The organism is Peloplasma aerotolerans, from assembly GCF_030012175.1.
Classification (GTDB): Bacteria; Bacillota_I; Bacilli_A; order Acholeplasmatales; family Acholeplasmataceae; genus Peloplasma; species Peloplasma aerotolerans.
Genome location: NZ_JASCXW010000001.1, coordinates 81,597 through 100,937 on the forward strand (window position 1 = coordinate 81,597; position 19,341 = coordinate 100,937).

The 19,341-nt window shown below is 33.2% G+C and carries 16 protein-coding genes; 11 read left to right on the forward strand and 5 right to left on the reverse strand.

The genetic code is table 11. The features are described 5' to 3' along the window. The 10 genes from QJ521_RS00370 (at nucleotide 1) to QJ521_RS00415 (ending at nucleotide 12,003) form a co-directional block, all read left to right on the forward strand. On the forward strand, nucleotides 1–930 hold the full coding sequence (locus tag QJ521_RS00370) for a branched-chain amino acid ABC transporter permease (protein WP_282838384.1): 930 nt from the start codon (nucleotides 1–3) through the stop codon (nucleotides 928–930). 2 nt (nucleotides 931–932) lie between these two features. Next, nucleotides 933–2,009, forward strand: coding sequence for a branched-chain amino acid ABC transporter permease (locus QJ521_RS00375; protein ID WP_282838386.1), 1,077 nt, complete (start codon nucleotides 933–935; stop codon nucleotides 2,007–2,009). Next, on the forward strand, nucleotides 1,996–3,429 hold the full coding sequence (locus QJ521_RS00380) for an ABC transporter ATP-binding protein (RefSeq protein ID WP_282838387.1): 1,434 nt from the start codon (nucleotides 1,996–1,998) through the stop codon (nucleotides 3,427–3,429). Before QJ521_RS00375 ends, QJ521_RS00380 begins: the two co-directional genes overlap by 14 nt. Nucleotide 3,430: 1 nt before the next feature. After that, nucleotides 3,431–4,204, forward strand: coding sequence for an ABC transporter ATP-binding protein (locus tag QJ521_RS00385; protein WP_282838388.1), 774 nt, complete (start codon nucleotides 3,431–3,433; stop codon nucleotides 4,202–4,204). A 75-nt stretch (nucleotides 4,205–4,279) separates the two neighbouring features. Beyond that, a complete protein-coding gene (locus tag QJ521_RS00390; protein ID WP_282838389.1) occupies nucleotides 4,280–6,022 on the forward strand; it encodes an ABC transporter substrate-binding protein in 1,743 nt (580 codons plus the stop codon). A 77-nt stretch (nucleotides 6,023–6,099) separates the two neighbouring features. Then, nucleotides 6,100–7,410, forward strand: coding sequence for an acetyl-CoA hydrolase/transferase family protein (locus tag QJ521_RS00395; RefSeq protein WP_282838391.1), 1,311 nt, complete (start codon nucleotides 6,100–6,102; stop codon nucleotides 7,408–7,410). 2 nt (nucleotides 7,411–7,412) lie between these two features. Continuing rightward, nucleotides 7,413–8,234 (forward strand): alpha/beta fold hydrolase, encoded by an 822-nt coding sequence (locus QJ521_RS00400; protein WP_282838392.1) that lies wholly within the window; start codon nucleotides 7,413–7,415, stop codon nucleotides 8,232–8,234. Nucleotides 8,235–8,251: 17 nt separating this feature from the next. After that, a complete protein-coding gene (gene phaZ, locus QJ521_RS00405) occupies nucleotides 8,252–9,139 on the forward strand; it encodes an intracellular short-chain-length polyhydroxyalkanoate depolymerase (RefSeq protein ID WP_282838394.1) in 888 nt (295 codons plus the stop codon). 1,183 nt (nucleotides 9,140–10,322) lie between these two features. Further along, entirely contained in the window at nucleotides 10,323–11,303 is a 981-nt protein-coding gene (locus QJ521_RS00410) for an asparaginase (protein ID WP_282838396.1), read from the forward strand. 328 nt (nucleotides 11,304–11,631) lie between these two features. Then, nucleotides 11,632–12,003, forward strand: a complete 372-nt coding sequence (locus QJ521_RS00415; protein WP_282838397.1) for a hypothetical protein — start codon at nucleotides 11,632–11,634, stop codon at nucleotides 12,001–12,003. Nucleotides 12,004–12,078: 75 nt separating this feature from the next. Here QJ521_RS00415 and QJ521_RS00420 read toward each other — a convergent pair whose 3' ends face one another. From QJ521_RS00420 to lepA, 5 genes are all read right to left on the reverse strand, one after another. Beyond that, entirely contained in the window at nucleotides 12,079–13,047 is a 969-nt protein-coding gene (locus tag QJ521_RS00420; RefSeq protein ID WP_282838398.1) for a hypothetical protein, read from the reverse strand. 2 nt (nucleotides 13,048–13,049) lie between these two features. Further along, nucleotides 13,050–14,231 carry a phosphopentomutase gene (gene deoB, locus QJ521_RS00425; RefSeq protein WP_282838399.1) on the reverse strand — a complete coding sequence of 394 codons (1,182 nt, stop codon included), beginning with the start codon at nucleotides 14,229–14,231 and terminating at the stop codon, nucleotides 13,050–13,052. Continuing rightward, nucleotides 14,224–15,135 (reverse strand): site-specific tyrosine recombinase XerD, encoded by a 912-nt coding sequence (xerD, locus tag QJ521_RS00430; RefSeq protein WP_282838400.1) that lies wholly within the window; start codon nucleotides 15,133–15,135, stop codon nucleotides 14,224–14,226. Before xerD ends, deoB begins: the two co-directional genes overlap by 8 nt. Continuing rightward, nucleotides 15,132–16,229, reverse strand: a complete 1,098-nt coding sequence (gene hemW, locus QJ521_RS00435; protein WP_282838401.1) for a radical SAM family heme chaperone HemW — start codon at nucleotides 16,227–16,229, stop codon at nucleotides 15,132–15,134. Before hemW ends, xerD begins: the two co-directional genes overlap by 4 nt. A gap of 64 nt (nucleotides 16,230–16,293) precedes the next feature. Then, a complete protein-coding gene (gene lepA, locus QJ521_RS00440; RefSeq protein WP_282838403.1) occupies nucleotides 16,294–18,117 on the reverse strand; it encodes a translation elongation factor 4 in 1,824 nt (607 codons plus the stop codon). A gap of 203 nt (nucleotides 18,118–18,320) precedes the next feature. On the opposite strand from lepA, the gene QJ521_RS00445 reads away from it, so the two are divergent. Further along, nucleotides 18,321–19,265: a hypothetical protein gene (locus tag QJ521_RS00445; protein WP_282838404.1), complete on the forward strand. Its 945-nt coding sequence runs from the start codon at nucleotides 18,321–18,323 to the stop codon at nucleotides 19,263–19,265. Nucleotides 19,266–19,341 lie beyond the last annotated feature (76 nt).

The following is a 19,341-nucleotide window of genomic DNA, read 5'->3' on the forward strand; positions in this document are numbered from 1 at the left end:
ATGACTTTACAGCAAATTTTATCAATGTTTTTCCAAGGATTAACCGGTGCAGCATTCTTAGCACTTGTTACCATGGCAATAGTTTTAATCTTTAGAACATCGTTTACAACGAACTTTGCACAAGGTTCGATAGCGATGTTTTCGGCATATACAATAACTTCACTGTTTAGCAAATTCTTTATTGTGCAATTTCCTAATATGAGTTCTTTGATACTATTAATAATTTCAATATTAATTGGGATTATTGTTGGATTTCTATTTGGAATGTTTATTGATGTCTTTATTATTCGAAAAGCGAAGTATTCAAATGCTGTAACCAAGCAAATGATTACAATGGGTATTATTTTAGTGATTTCAGGTATATTACCAATTGTTTTTGGAATATTTCCTTTAGCAACGCCAAGATTTTTATCAACTAAAGTATTTAGAGTCAACGTTGGCGGTACAGTTCCTTGGTTTATTCCTAGTCATAACTTGATATCTATTATTATTGCAGCAGTTGTTTTAATCGTCTTATTCGTTATGCTTAAGTATACGAAATGGGGTCTTGGTGTACGCGCAACTGCATCTAATGAAGTTGTTGCGAGCATGATGGGCGTCAACACGAAGTTCATTACTGCAATGAGTTGGGGTATTGCTGGTGGTCTTGGAGCTTTAGCTGCAGCATTATATGCACCAACTGTTTATACATTAGCTCCAGATATGATGATTGGTCTTCAGGTTAATGGTTTCTTAGCAGCCATTTTAGGTGGTTTCTCATCATTTGGTGGTCCAGTTATAGCTGCAATCATTATTCCATTTGCTAGAGTATTGGCATGGCAATTTATCTCTAATACGTGGGCAAACGCCATTGTATATATCTTAGTTTTATTACTCATCTTAATTAAACCTGTTGGTTTATTTGGGAAAAAGATAGCGAAGAAGGTGTAATGATGATACTTGAAAAATATAAAACAAGCAAAGAGAATAAAATACACCAAAAAATAGTTCAATTCACGAAGCATCCATTTTTCGGAATCTTTATCGCAGCATTATTAATGATTTTAGTTCAAGTTTTAGGTACCGCTGGTCTCATTAGACCATCAGCTGTGGATATATTAGCAAACATGTGGATTTATATGATTGTTGGTTTAGGGTTTACATTATTACTTGGTTATGCAGGTTTAGCATCATTAGGGACTGCTGGTTTCATTGGTGTTGGCTCTTATGTAGTAGCCTTTAGCTTAGGCAAACTAGGACTACCTTTATTGGTTGCATTTATTATGGGTATCGTTATCGCAATCATCTTAGGGACGATTGTTGGGTTTATTTCGCTTAGGATTGAAGGTATGTATCTAGCAATCATTACATTGGGGTTATCAGAAGTCTTAGTTGAATTCTTTAAATTTGCAACCCCTATTACAAATGGTTTACTAGGGTTTCAAATTGATCGCTTTTCTATCTTTGGCATTCTATTTCGAGAACATATGGTTTATTATATTTTAGTCTTATTCTTGATTTTAACGATGATTGCTGTTGTCAATCTTGTGAACAGCCCTACGGGTAGAGCAATGTTATCGATTAAAAACTCGACATCAGCCGCACAGGCAATGGGTATAAGCGTTTTAAAATATCGTTTATTAACCTTTGTTATCGCAACCGTTCTTGCTGTTATTGGTGGTATGCTCTATATGTCATATAGTCGATCAACGATTCCTAACTTGTGGAATTTAGCTTTATCACTGAATATATTGGCAGCCATAGTTATTGGAGGATCTAAATCTATTTGGGGTGTAGGTTTAGGGACATTTATTATTTTTGGTTTTGATCAACTCGTTTTAAAGAGTATTCCATTTTTCCAAACCTATGGTAATGCTTCTTATATCATTAATGGTGTATTAATCATCTTAGTGGTTATGTATTATCCAGGTGGTTTAATAAGACTCTTTAAAGATTTAAGTGGATATGCAAAACGACTCTACAACAAACTAGCGACATCATGGAAGGAGTATCGTTATGGCAAAAATTAAATCAACATTTGAAAACAAGTTATTAAACCAAAAAATTGAAAATATTAGACAAAAGATTGAAAACAACACATCTTATCCAGATGTCTTAAATGAAAAGTATACTGAAAAAAGAGAAAAAAGTCTTCAAGTACTCAAAGATAAACATCACGCGTATTTACTAGAATTGGTAAGTAAGACATTATCTAAAAAAGAGTATCTAGAAACATTTTCAAAAAAAGAGATGGATCAACTTGATCAATGGTTTTATTGGAAGAAAAGAGCAATCAATCAAACATTAAAGAGAAAAACCAAAAAACAACCCGATCAAATGAAGAGACATGAAGAAAAACATTTAGAACAACTCAACCACCTCAATGAAGCTTATAACGAAAAGAAAGAAAAAATCGTTACTAAGTATGAAATTGAAGGTTATTCACCTGAAGAAATTGAAGAAAATAAAAAATTCTTTAACGCTGAAGAACAAAGACTTAATCTTGAATATCAAGCATATGAGCAAAAATTGATTCAAGAAGATAACGAAAAATTGATAAACCAACAAGAAAAAGTGAATCAAGCTAATGAATTATTAAACAAAAAACTGATTCGAGCAATTGAAAAGAAAAAAGATCTACAAAAAGATCTCCCTCTACTAGAAATGAATGATGATGTCATTTTAAAACTAGAAGGACTAACGATGAAGTTTGGTGGTTTAACAGCAGTAAATCAATTATCATTTGATGTAAAAAAAGGTGAAATATTCGGACTGATCGGACCAAACGGTGCTGGTAAAACAACAGTCTTCAACTGTATCACACAGTTTTATAAACAAACTGGTGGTCGGATGTTATATCGTGATAAAACCAATGATGTTGTTGATCTATCACAATATCATGTTCACGATGTCATCAAACATGGTATTGTGAGAACTTTTCAAAATGTTGAACTTATTTGGGAATTATCCATACTAGATAACTTACTGGTTGCTTCACATCGTCAATATCAAACAGGATTTTTCGGTCATCTAATTCACAGTCCAAAATTTAAACGTGAAGATGAAATCCTAAAAGCTAAAGCTATTAAAATCTTAACCGATTTGGAACTCATAGCGTATAAAGATTTTTATCCAATCGGTCTACCTTATGGTGTCTTAAAACTCATAGAACTTGCAAGAACATTAATGTCAAATCCAAATTTGATTATTCTTGACGAACCTGCAGCTGGTCTAAATGATCTAGAATCTAAAAAATTAGTGAAAACGATTAGAAAGATTCAAAAAGAGTATGACTGCACAATCTTCTTAGTTGAACACGATATGGGATTAGTTATGGAACTTTGCGATACCATCTGTGCAATATCATTTGGTAAGAAACTTGCAATTGGTACTCCAAAAGAAATTAAGACCAACAAAGTTGTTCAAGAAGCTTATTTAGGAGGCGAATAATATGGCAATCTTAGAAATACGTGACTTAATCATTGACTATGGTATTATTCGTGCAGTTAAAGGTATCAATATGGACGTTAATGAAGGCAGTATTGTTGCTATCTTAGGTGCGAATGGCGCAGGAAAATCAACAACCATTCGATCCATATCTGGTGTTGTCAAAGTTAAATCAGGACATATTCGCTTTGATGGAGAGAACATTGAAAACAAAGATCCTTTTAGAATCACAGCAAAAGGTATTGTCCAAGCACCTGAAGGACGTATGATCTTAAATGGTTTAACGGTTGAAGAAAACTTATTGGTTGGTGCATACTCGTTAAAGAACACCAAAAAAACAGTTAAAGACCAAGATGGTGTAGAGAAAATTGAAGTTACAAAAAGAAAAAACTTAGTCAATCAACTGCTTAATGAAGTCTATGGCTATTTCCCAATCTTAAGAGAAAGAAAAAAACAACAAGCATCTACACTATCAGGTGGTGAACAACAAATGCTAGCCATCGGTAGAGCATTAATGGGAAATCCAAAAGTCTTATTGTTAGATGAACCATCACTAGGTTTAGCACCACTGATTGTAAGAGACATATTTGACATTGTTAAACGGATCAAGGACGAAGGACGAACCATCTTGATCGTAGAGCAAAATGCTTATCAAACGCTTAAAATTGCTGATTATGCTTATATATTAGAATTAGGCAAAATCATCACAGAAGGCACTGGAGAAAAGCTACTCAACGACGAGCAGCTCATCAACGCTTATTTAGGTTCATCACATTAGGGTTCAATTGTTTCAAAGAAACAAGAAAATATAATAACTTGCCAATAAGGCAAAAGAAAGAGGAGAAAAATATTTATGAAAAGAATCGTAGCTTTATTTATCGTATTACTTGCTACATTCGGTTTGGCTGCTTGCGGCGAAACAGAAGTCGGAGTTGACCGCATAACTGTAACTCCACCAACAAAAGTAGAATACATCATTGGTGAAGAGTTTAGTTCTGCTGGTATGGTTGTCACTGTCATTTTTACAGATGGCACTGATCGTGTATTAACGTCTTCAGAATATACTGTAAGTGGATTTAATTCTGCAACTACAGGTTTAAAAACTGTAACAGTAACTCATGAAGGCAAAACTGCAACATTTGGTGTTGCTGTATTTGATCCAGAAGCTGAGGAAGAAGCATTAGGATTGAACATCTTATCTGTTCCTACTCAACAAATCTACAATCGTCAAGAAGAATTTAATCCTGCTGGTTTATCTGTAGAAGTTATTTACAATACAGGTAGAAAAGCTGTTCTTAATTCAACTGATTACACACTTTCAGGATTTGTTGCTGGTGTTGTTGGTATCTACGATGTTACTGTAACATTTGAAGATGTTTCAACTAGTTTCTATGCTGAAGTTCGTGCAGTAACTGTTCAAGGTATCACTGACACAACAATCAAAGTTGGTAATACTGCAGTACTAGCTGGTCCTTTATCATTTGTAGGTTTGCCATTTAGTTATGGTATGCGTGCTGCATTTGAAGAAGTGAATGAAGCTGGTGGTATTGGTGGTCGTGAAATCCAATATGTTAATAGAGATGATGGATTTGATGGTACAGTTGGTTTAACAAACACAAGACAATTGATTAATGAAGACAAAGTCTTCGCATTAGTTGGACATTTTGGAACACCTACAGTAAGTAGTACACTTGGTGTCATTAGAGAAGCTGGTATACCTATGGTATATGCTGCAACAGGTGTTAACGTTCTATATAGTGAAAGAGCTCCTTTAGATCCTGTTATGCCAGTTCAACCAATCTACTTAACTGATGGTCGTATTATGACTGCTCGTGCAATCAATGAAGAAGTTTATGGAGCTGCTGGCAATCAAGCACTTCCTGCAAATGCAAAAATTGGTGTACTATACACTTTAACAGATGATGGCGTTTCAATTAGAGATGGTATTGAAATTGAAGCTAAAACATTAGGCGTAAATGCAAACTTTATTTACAGTTCATTTGCTGCTGCTGAAACTGCTGCATTAAGTACTGCGATTGAAAACTTCCGTTCTCAAGGTGTAGCTGCAGTTATCGTTGCAAGTAACCAAGCTCCATTCAAGGCTGCTATTGGTGTTATGGAAACTCTAGATATGGAAGTTCCAGTATTCACATCATATGTAAATGCTGATCCAACTGCTGTTGATCCTGATACTGATTATGGTTTCCCAATTTATACAAACGCATGGGTTGATGTATTCAGTACATCTGGACAAGCTGACGTTGTTGATTTTGCGACTGCAATTAATAATGCATCATTCTTAGATCAACCTACTAAAGAACAAATGTTGGTGAACTCATTTGCAATTGCTGGTTATATCGCAGCGAAAGTATTTATTCAAGGTTTAGAACGTGTTGGTGATGACACATTAACTTGGGAATCATTTATCAAGGCAATGGAATCAGCTCCAATCAATATCCCTATGGGTGGTACTGTAGATTTCGGTGGCGGTAAACGTCATGGTATCGATGCAATGTCATTATTGTTATTCAATACAACTACAAACACATTCGACAAAGTTAGAGAAATCGAAACTATCGGACAAATTAGAGGATAATTTATAAAAAATGTTAAAATGATGGGGAGGGGAAACTCTCCCCTCATCTTAATTTAAATTAAGAAAAGAGGCATACTATGAAATCTCCAAAAACAATCACAGTGCAAGAAGCAATCAAACTTGTTAAGTCAAACGATATCATTGTATCTGGTATGGCAGGTGCTGAACCTAAAGAATTTCTAAAGATTTTGCACATGAGTGCAAATGAAGTTAAAGGCGTTCGCGTCACAAATTGTTTACCATTTGAAAATGCTGAGTTTTTTACAAATCCTGTTTATAAATCATCATTTTCAGTTGACAGCTGGTTCTATGCAGCATCGTTAAGAAAAGCGCATGAGAATGGAAATATAAGCTTTATACCTAATCATTTACACCTAGCTGGTCGTAAACGATTTGAACATGCAAGACCTAATTTATATGTAGGCACTGCAACACCACCTGACAAACACGGATTTGTTTCTTTGTCACTATCTAATGTCTATGAAAAAGAAGCGTTGAGACTTGCAGATATTTCGATATTAGAAGTGAACCCAAACTTCCCAAGAACTTTTGGTGATTTAGAAGTTCACGTCAGTGAAGTCGATTATTTAATTGAAGTCGATTATCCAGCCCCAGTACTTCCAAATATTGAGCCTAATGAAAAAGACATTAAGATTGGTAACTACATTGCTGATAAAATTAAAGACGGTTCTACATTGCAACTTGGCATTGGTGGTATACCTAATGCTGTTGCACATGCCTTATTGCATAAAAAAGATTTAGGTATTCATACCGAAATGTTTACAACTGGTTTAATGGAGTTAGTTAAATCAGGTGCAGCAAACGGACTCAAGAAGAAAATACATAATGGTAAACATGTTTGTTGTTTCGCTTTAGGTACTCAAGAACTTTATGATTTTATTGATAACAATCCAAGTGTTCAAATTCTTAATGGTCACTACGTTAACGATCCAGCAATCATTGGACTTAATGATAACCAAGTATCCATTAATACAACCATTGAAGTTGATCTAACTGGACAAGTGGCATCAGAGTCTATTGGACACAAACAGTTTTCAGGAACTGGTGGTCAAAGTGACACAGCAGTTGGTGCTCAAAATTCAAAAGGTGGCATGAGCTTTATAACACTCTATTCGACTGCAAATGTTAAGAATCCTGAAACAGGAGAAAGAGAAGAAATCTCTAAAATCGTTCCTTTCTTAAAACCAGGTGCAGCGGTAACATTATCTAGAGCTGATGTTGATTATGTTGTTACTGAATATGGTTGTGTCTCACTAAGGGGTACATCAATTTCAGAACGTGTAGAACTCTTAATTAGTATTGCTCATCCTAAGTTTAGAGATGAACTAAGACGTGAAGCTATTAGACTTCAATATATAGGTGCGTAATCATGGCTCTAATGAATTTTAAAGGAAGAAACATATATTATGAAGTTAACGGTACAGGAACGCCTATACTCATTTTAAACGGCATTATGATGTCTACGAAATCATGGGAACCTTTCTTGAAAAGTTTTACACATCAAAACCAATTAGTCCGTCTAGATTTTATAGATCAAGGTCAAAGTGATAAGTTAGAAAATAGTGAATATACACAATCCATCCAAGTTGATATTATTGAAGCCTTATTAAAAGAATTAAAGATTTCAAAAATCAATATTGTAGGTATTTCATATGGCGGTGAAGTCGCGATATTATTCGCGATAAAACATCCTGAGTTAGTTGAACGTTTGGTCTTGTTCAACACAACGCCTTACACGTCACCTTGGCTACAAGAAATTGGTAGACAATGGAATGCGATTGGAAAATTAAGAGATGGTGCTACTTATTATAAGGCAACCATACCAGTCATCTATTCACCAAGTTATTATGCATCAAAATTAGACTGGATGAAAAAGCGTGAAGCATTCTTAATTCCAATCTTTTCAAATCCAGTTTTCTTAGATGCTATGGAAAGATTGACAAACAGTGCTGAATCTTATGATGCTAGAAATGGGCTAGATCAAATTAGTGCACCAACATTGATTGTTGCTGCTGATGAAGATTACTTAACACCGATTGCAAATCAAAAAGAATTACATCAAGCAATCAAAAATTCTGAGCTTGTAATATTACCTGGAGTTGGTCATGCATCCATGTATGAAGTTCCATTACTTTTTGTAAGTTTAGTTTTAGGATTTATCAACACACTAGAAACAAAATATCAAATATAAAAAAGCAGGTGAGATTTATGGAAAAAAGAGAAATAGTTTTATCGAATGGAGAAGTCATCAAATACTTAGAACAAGGTCAAGGTGAAAAAACCATTATCTTAATTCATGGTAACTTTTCATCGAGTCAGCACTTTTCACCATTCTTTGAGCGATGTCCTAAAGATATAAAAGTGCTTGCACCTGATCTAAGAGGTTATGGTGATTCAAGTTATTATCGGAGGATTTCTAGCTTGTCAGACTTCGCACAAGATATCTATTTATTCATGAAAGAAAAGGACATTAAAAAAGCTTTTATAGTTGGTTGGTCACTAGGTGGTGGAGTAGCATTAGAACTTGCTGCAGCACATCCTAAAGCTGTTGAGAAAATGGTACTTATTAACTCGACTACACACCGAGGATATCCAATATTTAAGAAGGATAAAAACGGAGGATTTTTGGTAGGACAAACCTATGAGTCTCCAGAAGCATTAGCTAAAGATCCAATCCAAGTTGTTCCACTTTTAGAAGCTCAAAAAAATAAGAATTTTGATGTAATGAGTTATATATTTGACAAGACCATTTATACTGTTAAAAAACCTACAAAAGAACAAAACGAATTATGGATTAATGAATCGTTAAAACAAAGAAATTTAATTGATGCTGATTGGGCACTTGCAAACTTAAATATGTCGGATCAACATAACTTCTATAATGCTGGTACACAAAACATTAATAAGATTAAATGTCCTATATTACATACTTGGGGAAAGAAGGACATTGTCGTTCCTGAGTATATGGTATTGGAAAATGTAAAGGCATTAGAGAAGATATCAAAACTCGTTGTATATGAAGATTGTGGTCACTCACCATTGGTTGATGTACCTGATCAATTGACAAAAAACATCTTAGAATTTATAAATGAATAAGGGGGTAAAACCCTTTTTTTGTTATATATCCTCTTATATAGATAGAAAGAAGACATTAGGAAAAACAAACAATAAAAAATATATGTTTAGTATTTATAAACATTTTTGCTGTTTTTGATTATTTGAATTATTTCTATTTAAATTAATTTTAAGTAGGTGGATATAAAAATAAACATAATTCTAGTAGATCAAAAAGAGCTGATGATGTTATATAATAATAGTAGATGTAAGGTATGTATCCTAGCAAATTAAATAGTTGATCGAATCAAATCCATCATGACATCAGAATCTTAAACAATAAAAACGAACTGTAATTAGATCAATGGATAAAAACAAAAGATGTGAAATACGATATAGTAGATCATTTGAAAATTCTATGTGAGAAAAATACAATCGCGTATAAAAATCAATTCTGATAAAAATCTACATATCAAAAATTTTGAGAATCATAAAATAGGAATACCTGAAACCTCCAATAACAAAAGGTAACAATTTGTAAGTGACAAGAAATCTAAGTTTACAAAAATCAAACTTTACAGTTACATCCATAAACTATGATTGTCAAATTTTATAAAACGAAAATAAAGGTCATCGCAATTATGCAAATTTAGACAACGTGATTTGAGCAATCGAATTTTTATAAACAGTACATTGACCAATTCTAAATCATACACACATGTATACCCATCAAAAGAAGAAGAACTTGAGTGAAACTAGAGAAAGTTCGAAAATAGCAAAAAACACTAAAATACGTAATTTCAGCCTGTGAAAGCTCCAGAAGGACAATAATACGTGTTTTATATTTTCAATCCCTTAAAACGTACTCTCCACATTCTTTATTATACTCATATCGAATATATGAGCATATTTATCAACAATAGAAGCACCCAAAAGTGTTAACAAACATATGAATGAGGAAATCATAAAGATGATTAAACCTCTATTCATACATTTTTTTAATCTTTATTTGTTCGTATAATATATATTATGTTAACCTATAGTTAATACACTAGTTGTGCGAACATTGGGTTTTATGTGGATATGTTTGTTAATCGCTTACCTTCTAATTTCGGCTTCTTGATGGTGTGTATGGTGTGAACTATCGAAAATTGACTATTAGTAAACTTATCTTTTTCAATACTCAATAAATGGCTTTTTATGATACAATATTGATGGTGATCATATGAAAAATAAGACGATTTTAATCATTTTTACTGGTGGAACCATATCCATGGCGAAAAATATTGAGACCAGTAAAACAATACTTAAAGATAATAAAGATGAGCTCTTGCAGAGTATATCCTCGGAACTAAGCGATATTTCCTTATTGTCAATTCAGTTTTCGCTTAAACCATCTCCAGCGATTACGCCTGAAGATATGTTTACGCTTGCTAAACTTACCAAAGAACAATTGAATAATCCTGAGATTGATGGTATCGTTATTACCCATGGAACCGATACTCTAGAGGAAACAGCTTACTTCTTGGACCTCTATTTAGACATTACAAAACCTGTAGTTTTTACAGGATCTATGCGCAACTTTTCAGAGCTTGGATTTGATGGATTAAGTAATTTGCTTTCCTCAATTCTTGTCGCTGCGTCTCCTGAATCAACCAAAAGAGGTGTTGTTGTGATGATGAATGACGAGATCAATTCTGCAGCTGAAGTTACAAAATCTCACACTTTAGCACTTGATACTTTCAAGTCAATGGAGTTTGGTCCTATCGGAATTGTTGAGCAAGAGAACGTTTTATACTATAGACAAACACATTATCCACGCGTTTTATTATCTCCAAAATATATCATCCCTGAAATTGAAATTGTTAAAGTCTACTCAGGATCTAGTTCACTTATACTAAACTTACTTATAGACAGTCATGTAAAAGGAATTGTTCTCGAAGCACTAGGCAGAGGTAACGTTCCTCCACAAATGATACCTGGTATAACAAGGGCAATTGAAAAGGGTATTCCTGTTCTTATAACTTCTCGATGCCCGAAAGGTAGAGTACTTGATAGCTACGGATATGAAGGTGGTGGACATCACCTCAAACAACTTGGTGTAATTTTTACTAATAATCTATCAAGTCAAAAAGCGAGAATTAAATTAATGCTTGCATTAGGTATGACAAGTGACCTTACAAAACTAGTCCAATATTTTAAATGAGATTGAGTGATGAATATTGAGTAACGCATATCTTAAAATTAGAAACAATGATTACCTAAAATTTTATTATTCTCTTTTCGTTTTTCTATGGGGAATTACAGGTATTGTACTTCTCATTTTAAGAGCACTTTTAGCGGAAGATACTTCCGCTTCATTTATTATTACAGCGACATATTTTACAACTCAAAGTAATGTGTTAATCACAATCATTTCATTACTAGTTCTTCTAGGATTTTCAAAAAAATATTGGTTTAAATATCTGTCTTTTATTGGACTGATAAACATAGTTATTACATGTCTCATTTTTCATATATTGCTTGTGCCATATATGACAGAAGTTTCATTTTTACAGCAAGTATTACATACGATTATTCCCATCCTTTATTTCGGTCTATACTTCATCTTTTTAGATGACCAAATCCAGTACAAGTATTTTTGGATTTCCTTGATTCACCCACTTATTTTCCTTCTATTTTTATACACATTAATCGAACCAATATTCGGTGATATGTTTGAAAACATGTTAGGTGATATATCAGGTATTAGATATGTATACCCTTTCTTGGATCCTGGAAATTATGAAAGAAGTTTTCTCGGTTTGATAGGTTTTATTTTTGGTATACTAACACCAATCATATGTACTACATCTCTTTTAATCATTTATTTTAAACGACTATTTGATAAAAAATTCAATCAATAAGAACATGAAAAAAAGACTATTTTAACATGAAAATTAATAGTCTTCTTTTGTTATATTTGATTGTATTATTAAAAATTATTTCCCATCTTCCTCATCTATTTTCGACGATTTTCCCTGTGTGCTATCTTCTTCAGCATTAACTTTTTCTTCATTCAACTTCGCTTTTTGAGCATCATCTTTAACTGTTTTTTTATCAGATTCAATCTTTTCTTCTGAGGCTATTTTTGCTTCTTTCTCATCGTTTCGTTCATCTTCTTTACGTTGCAATGCAGCTTGTCTAACGTCAACACCTTTAGCTTTTCTTTCCTCATTGATTCGTGCTTCTACTTCAACCATTTCTTTTTCATGTCTTTCTTCATCAGCTAAAAGTTGCATTTCAATTTGATGTTTTTTCTCTTTTTTTCTAATCTCAACTCTAACTTCTCGCTCTTTAAATTTACGGTTTGTCCATACTCTAAATGCTCTTACACCTTTAGTTATTGGACTAAAAATAAACTTAAATGCAAGTCCGATCCGTTCGAAAAACAGGTAATTACCGCTCTCGAATCTTTCACGTTTTGCTTCTTTTCTTGCTAATTTTCTTTCAGTTCTCATTATTTTTTTTAGCATCCTCATGCTGTTTTTTGCTTTCTTGAAACTACGTCTTCCTAGTGTATCTTCAACATAAATACTAACCCTTTTAACTCTATCACTTGTACCTAATACAAACGATCTCAAGTCTTTCAAAGGGATAGAAATCTTATGCGTATTTCTAGCAAGCACCATAATTCCTTCCTCGTTAAGAGGTAACAAAACCTTCTTGTAGACAAACCCAATTCCACCGGTTTCTACATTCACAAAACTCGTGTTTGCGATGATAATGTCAACGACATCTTCACCGTCTCTAACCAATAAATCCTCTGTTAAGTTTAAAGCTCTTTTTCCAATTAAGTTTAAAACTCTTTGTACTTTTCCGATTGTAAATATTGAAAATACTAACAAGAAAAACAAAGTAATAAATATAATTAGAAACTCTGGTTCTAACTCCTGAATCCATTCTAGCATAATCATTTACCTCCGATATGCTTCAAAAACGAGCTTCCATTTTTCGGTTTCTCGGTTCCAAAATTGTCAGCAATTGTATAACCAACATCCGCAAAAGTTTTCAATATCGGCATCTTGTTACCGACCAAATATTTCTTAGAATAGACAAGTAATGGAACGTATTCCCTTGTATGATCTGTCCCAGGTGCTGTAGGGTCATTTCCATGATCTGCAGTCAAAATTAGTAAGTCATCTTCTTTAAGCTCTTTAATTAATTTAGGAAGTTGTTCATCAAATTTTTCTATAGCTTTGCCATAACCTAGTGGGTCTCTACGGTGACCATATAGTGCATCAAAGTCCACTAAATTTAAGAAGCATAATCCTGTAAACTCTCGTTTTGCGGTTTTTGTAACTTGTCTCATTCCGTCATCATTAGAGACAGTTTTACTATATTCTGTTATACCATAACCATCAAAAATATCGTTGATTTTCCCCAATGCAATGACGTCATATCCTGCTTCACTCAAAAAGTTAAGTGTTGTTTTTTCACTTGGTTTTAAAGCATAATCATGTCTATTTGAAGTTCTTGCAAAATCTTTTTTGTTCTTTCCTTTGAATGGTCTTGCGATAACTCTACCGACTTTCCATTCTGGTTTCATCGTTATTTCTCTTGCTATTTCACAAATTCGATATTGTTCTTCAATCGGAATAATGTCTTCATGCATCGCAATTTGTAACACTGAATCAGCGGAAGTATAGACGATTATATCTCCAGTTTTCATGTGTTGTTCACCAAGTTCTTTGATGATTTCCGTACCTGATGCACTAACATTCCCAATTATTTTCCGACCTGTCTTTTTTTCTAGTTCATCAATTAATGCTTTAGGAAATCCTGTTTCAGTGAAGGTTTGAAAAGGTTTAGTTATGTATAAACCCATCAATTCCCAGTGACCTGTCATGGTATCCTTACCTAAAGATGCTTCCTGCATTTTTGTAAAAAAAGCTTTTGGTGTATCTACTGGTTCTACATTTTTAATAGGAGCAATATTACCTAAACCAAACCCTTGTAAATTAGGTATATTTAGGTTCATAAACTCTGCAATATGTCCTAGTGTATTAGCTCCTTCATCGTTATAAGCTTTAGCATCTGGAGCTTCTCCAATTCCCAAACTATCCAAGATGATTAAAAATATTCTATTATACATGTTCTTCCTCCTTCTTTTGAGCGCGTGGATGTGCGCCTTTATAAATCTCTTTTATTCTTTTTTGACTTATGTGTGTATATATTTGAGTTGTTGATATATCCTCATGACCTAATAATGACTGCAAAGTCCTTAAGTCCATACCATTTTCCAATAGGTGTGTGGCAAATGAATGCCTAAGCGTATGTGGTGAACAATCAGTTTCAACACCAGCATCTTGAGCAAGTCTTTTCAATACCTTAAAGAAGCCTTGTCTCGATAATCGCTGTCCATTTTGATTCACAAACAGATAATTAACCTTTGTATCTGCTATAAGTTGATCTCTAGATTTAACGATATAATTTCTTAATGCAATTGTTGACATATCAGAAATAGGTACCATACGTTCTTTACTACCTTTGCCTTTAACCATAATGTATCCTTGGTTTAAATGAATGTCTTCCATGAGTATATCTAAGAGCTCACTAACTCTTAATCCTGAACCATAAATTAGTTCTAATAAAGCTAGGTTTCTTAACCCTAAAGGTTTACTTTTATCGACTTGTTCTAGGATTGCTACAACCTCATCTACCGATAAAACCTTAGGTAAAGACTTTTGAACTTTAGGCGACACTATTTTTTTTGTAATATCTTCTTCAATCTCATTTTCAATACTTAAAAAATGATGAAAACTCTTGAGTGCTGTCAACTTTCTTGCTAAACTCTTAGATCCAACTTGTTTCTTTAAACTTTTTAGGAATCCTTCAATATGTTTTTTTTCGATATCTCTAGGTTTAGTAATTGAATGATATTTTTCCAGAAATAGTGCATATTGTTTTAAATCTCTTAAGTAGGACTCAATGGTATTTTTACTAGAACCTTTTTCGTTTTTTAAATAATACTCAAAATCTTTTAACAAATATTTCATATAAACACCATAAAGACTTGATTTCCTAAGAATATGCCTTTATCCGTTAGCATCAGTCGTCCATCCTCAATTTTAATAAGTCCTAGTTCTATTTTTTCTTTAAGTCTGGGGTATTTAACAAAAATATCTACATCATATCTTTCTTTTAAATACGACAATGAAATACCCTTCATTTTTCTTAATCCAAAAATCATTTCATCTTGCAGCATCGTTTCTTGATTTTGTAGATCTTTTTTCTCAAGAGGTTGACTTAAGTATTTAGGTAAAGCTTTATGATTTAGAGTCCGATACTGATCAATAAAGCCATGAGCCCCTAAACCAACGCCAATATATTCACCTAATGTCCAGTAGATCATATTGTGTAATGAATAATGATTTTGTTTTGCATAATTAGATATTTCATAATGTTCAAAACCTTGTTTTTTTAACTCATCCATAACAATTTGATACATTTTCGCTTCCATATCTTCATCCATTTGTTCGAATTTACCACGTAAATATTGATGATAAAAATATGTTTTTTCTTCTAATATTAATGAATAACATGAAACATGTGTAATGTCTAATTCATTGATATATTCAAGATCTTTATATAAAACATCTAGTGTCTGTCCAGGAATTGCATAAATTAAATCAACGCTGATCTTTGGTATGTCTATCGATTTTAGATGTTTAACAACATCAAAAACATGTTCTTTTGTATGTTTCCTATTTAAATAATCTAATAATTTTTGATTAAACGTTTGAACGCCTAAACTGATTCGATTGATTCCATATTTCTTAAAAAGATTTCCCTTTTCTTTTGTATAACTTTCTGGATTGACTTCTACTGTATACTCAACTGGAGATATGTCCTTAATCGATTCAAATAATAATTCGAACTGATTAACATCTAACATGCTTGGTGTTCCTCCACCAATATAGATCGTTTCAATAGTTTTGAAGTGATCTTTATAGCTTTTAATCTCTTTAATCAGCGCATTTATATATGTTTCAATCATTTCTTTATTTTTAGGAACCCTCTTGACAAAATCACAATAATGGCAAATCGATTCACAAAATGGAATATGGATATAAAGTCCCTTCAAAATCAATCACGTCCTTCTATATTCATTATACCCTATTTGGTTTACATAATAAAGAAATAGCGAAGAGTAATTACTCATCGCTATTGGATAGGATTGCCATAAATGCTTCTTGAGGTACGTCTACACGCCCAATTGACTTCATTTTCTTCTTACCTTCTTTTTGCTTGGACAGAAGTTTTTTCTTTCTAGTAATATCTCCACCATAACATTTCGCTAAGACATCTTTACGCATTGCCTTGATGGTTGATCTTGCTATAATTTTATTACCTAAAGCAGCTTGTACAGGAATTTCAAACATTTGTCTTGGAACTAATTTAACCATTTTTTCACAAATGATTTTTCCTCTTTGATAAGCAAAGTCTCTATGTACGATGACTGATAATGCATCTACCACTTCGTTATTTAATAAGATATCCATCTTTTGTAATTTTGATGTTCTATACCCTGACATTTCATAATCAAATGATGCATAACCTTTTGTTGATGATTTTAATTTATCAAAGAAGTCATAAACAATTTCTGATAGCGGAAGCTCATAGGTGATATGAACTCTGTTTTGGTCAACATAATTCATGTTGCCAAATATACCTCGTTTCTTTTGTGAGATATCCATAACGGCTCCAACATATTCTTTAGGCGTCATAATAGATGCTTTGACATATGGTTCTTGAATATAATCTATTCTTTGAGGATCCGGAAGTTTAGACGGGTTATCAATACTCATCATTGATCCATCCGTTAAGTAAATATTATAGATTACCGATGGTGCGGTTGCGATTAATTCAATATTAAACTCACGACTAATACGTTCTTGGACGATTTCCATGTGAAGTAATCCTAAGAAACCAGTTCTAAATCCAAAACCCAGGGCTTGCGAAGTCTCAGGTTCATAGATTAAAGATGCGTCATTTAATTTGAGTTTTTCCAATGCTTCTTTTAAATCATTGAATCGGTCACTATCAATTGGATATAATCCACAAAATACAACAGAGTTCATCGTTCTATAACCAGGTAAAGCAGTTTTTGCACGATTATGTAAACCAGTGATTGTATCACCTACACGGACAGTATTAATGTCTTTAATAGCTGCTGTTAGATATCCTACATCACCCGGACCTAATACATCTCTTTTTAAAATTTTAGGTGTAAGTACACCAACTTCAACAACTTCGTATTTTGCTCCAGATGCCATAAACTGAATTTGATCACCTTTTGCTATTGTACCATTTACAACTCTTACAGAAGGAATTACACCTTTATAGGCATCAAATAATGAGTCGAAAACAAGTGCCTGCAAAGGTTCTTCTGAATCTCCTTTTGGAGCAGGAATATCAGTTATAATTCTTTCCAATATTTCTTCAATTCCAATGCCCTCTTTTGCTGAAGCTAATACTGCATTTTGAGCTGGAATACCAATGATATCTTCAATTTCTTTTTTTACTTTCTCAGGTTCAGCACTTGGCAAGTCAATTTTATTAATTACAGGGATGATTTCTAGATCATTATCAATCGCCAAATAGACATTCGCTAATGTTTGTGCTTCAATACCTTGAGCAGCGTCTACGACTAAAATAGCACCTTCACAAGCTGCTAGTGATCTTGAGACTTCATAAGTGAAATCGACATGACCTGGAGTGTCAATTAAATGCATAATATACTCTTCACCATTTTTGGCTTTATAAAGCATCTCAACTGCGTTTAATTTAATCGTTATTCCACGTTCTCTTTCAAGATCCATAGAGTCTAAAAGTTGCTCTTTCATTTCTCTTGCACTCACAGTATTTGTCATTTGTAACAAACGATCAGCAAGCGTAGATTTGCCATGATCGATGTGAGCAATAATCGAAAAGTTTCTGATTTTCTTTTGTCTTTCATTCAAAGTTGTTTTATTCATTTATACACATACCTTTCCGCTTAATTATTGTATCATTATTTTATATAATATGAAAGTATAAATCGCTCATTTTGTTAAATATCTTCTATTTGTTAACTAGTAAAACGCTTTTACTTAATTATGCATAAAATAGATTGCAAATTACTTGACATTTGTAGTATAATAAGTGTGTTAAGAAACAATTCATAGGAGGAATTTAATAAATGAAAAAAGTATTATTGATGTTTTTTGTTGCGTTTGCAGCAATTACGCTAATCGGTTGCAACAGCAGCGAGTTTAAAGTAGATGGTGAATTCATGGCATATGAAGAAACAGTTGCTAGAAATGCACCACAAGTTACAATGGTTACAGTTACCATTGAAGATGGAAAAATTGTAGGTTACAATATTGACACACGCCAAGCTCGTAGAACAGCTACGACTACTGGTGAAGGTGAAGATGCTGTAACAACTTATTCATGGGCATGGAATGCTATGACTAAGAAAGAATTAGGTGATGATTATGGTATGGTTACTGAACCAGATCAACTTGAATGGTACGAACAAGCTGCTTTAATTGAAGCACATTTACTTGAAAATGGTGTTGATTCTATCACTTTTGATAATGATGGATATACAACTGATTTAGGTGCAAGCGTTTCTATTACTGTTGATCAATACATCAAGTTAGCTCAAGAAGCAGTTGAACTTGCTAAATTAGGAAAATTCCAAGCTGTTTACACTTCTGGAACTGACTTATACAGTGCTCATATGATCGTTACACCAAAAGGTGAAATTGAAGAGTTACTATTAGATGTACGTCAATCAACTAGAGATGCTTCTGCTGGTACATTCGTATGGAATGAAAAAACTAAGCAAGAATTAGGATTTGATTATGGTATGGTTGGAGCTGGTGGTTATGCATTCGTTGATGGTGCATGGGTTGCTCAAGGAACTTGTACATTAGAGTGGTTTGAACAAGCTGCATTAATTACTGATTATGTTTTAGCAAATGGCTGGAATGATAATTTACAACCTGTTGCTCAACGTGGTGGATCACTTAATGGAACTACGTTAATTGATGAATTAGCAGCTGCAACAATCCGCACTGGTGGTTACTTCACTATTCTTAAGACTTTATTTGATTTTGCTGGAGATTCAGTAAAATAAATAACTAGTAGTTATCTAAAAAATTAAGGTTGTACGAAAGTACAGCCTTTTTTTGTTTATTTTTGAATTAAAAAAA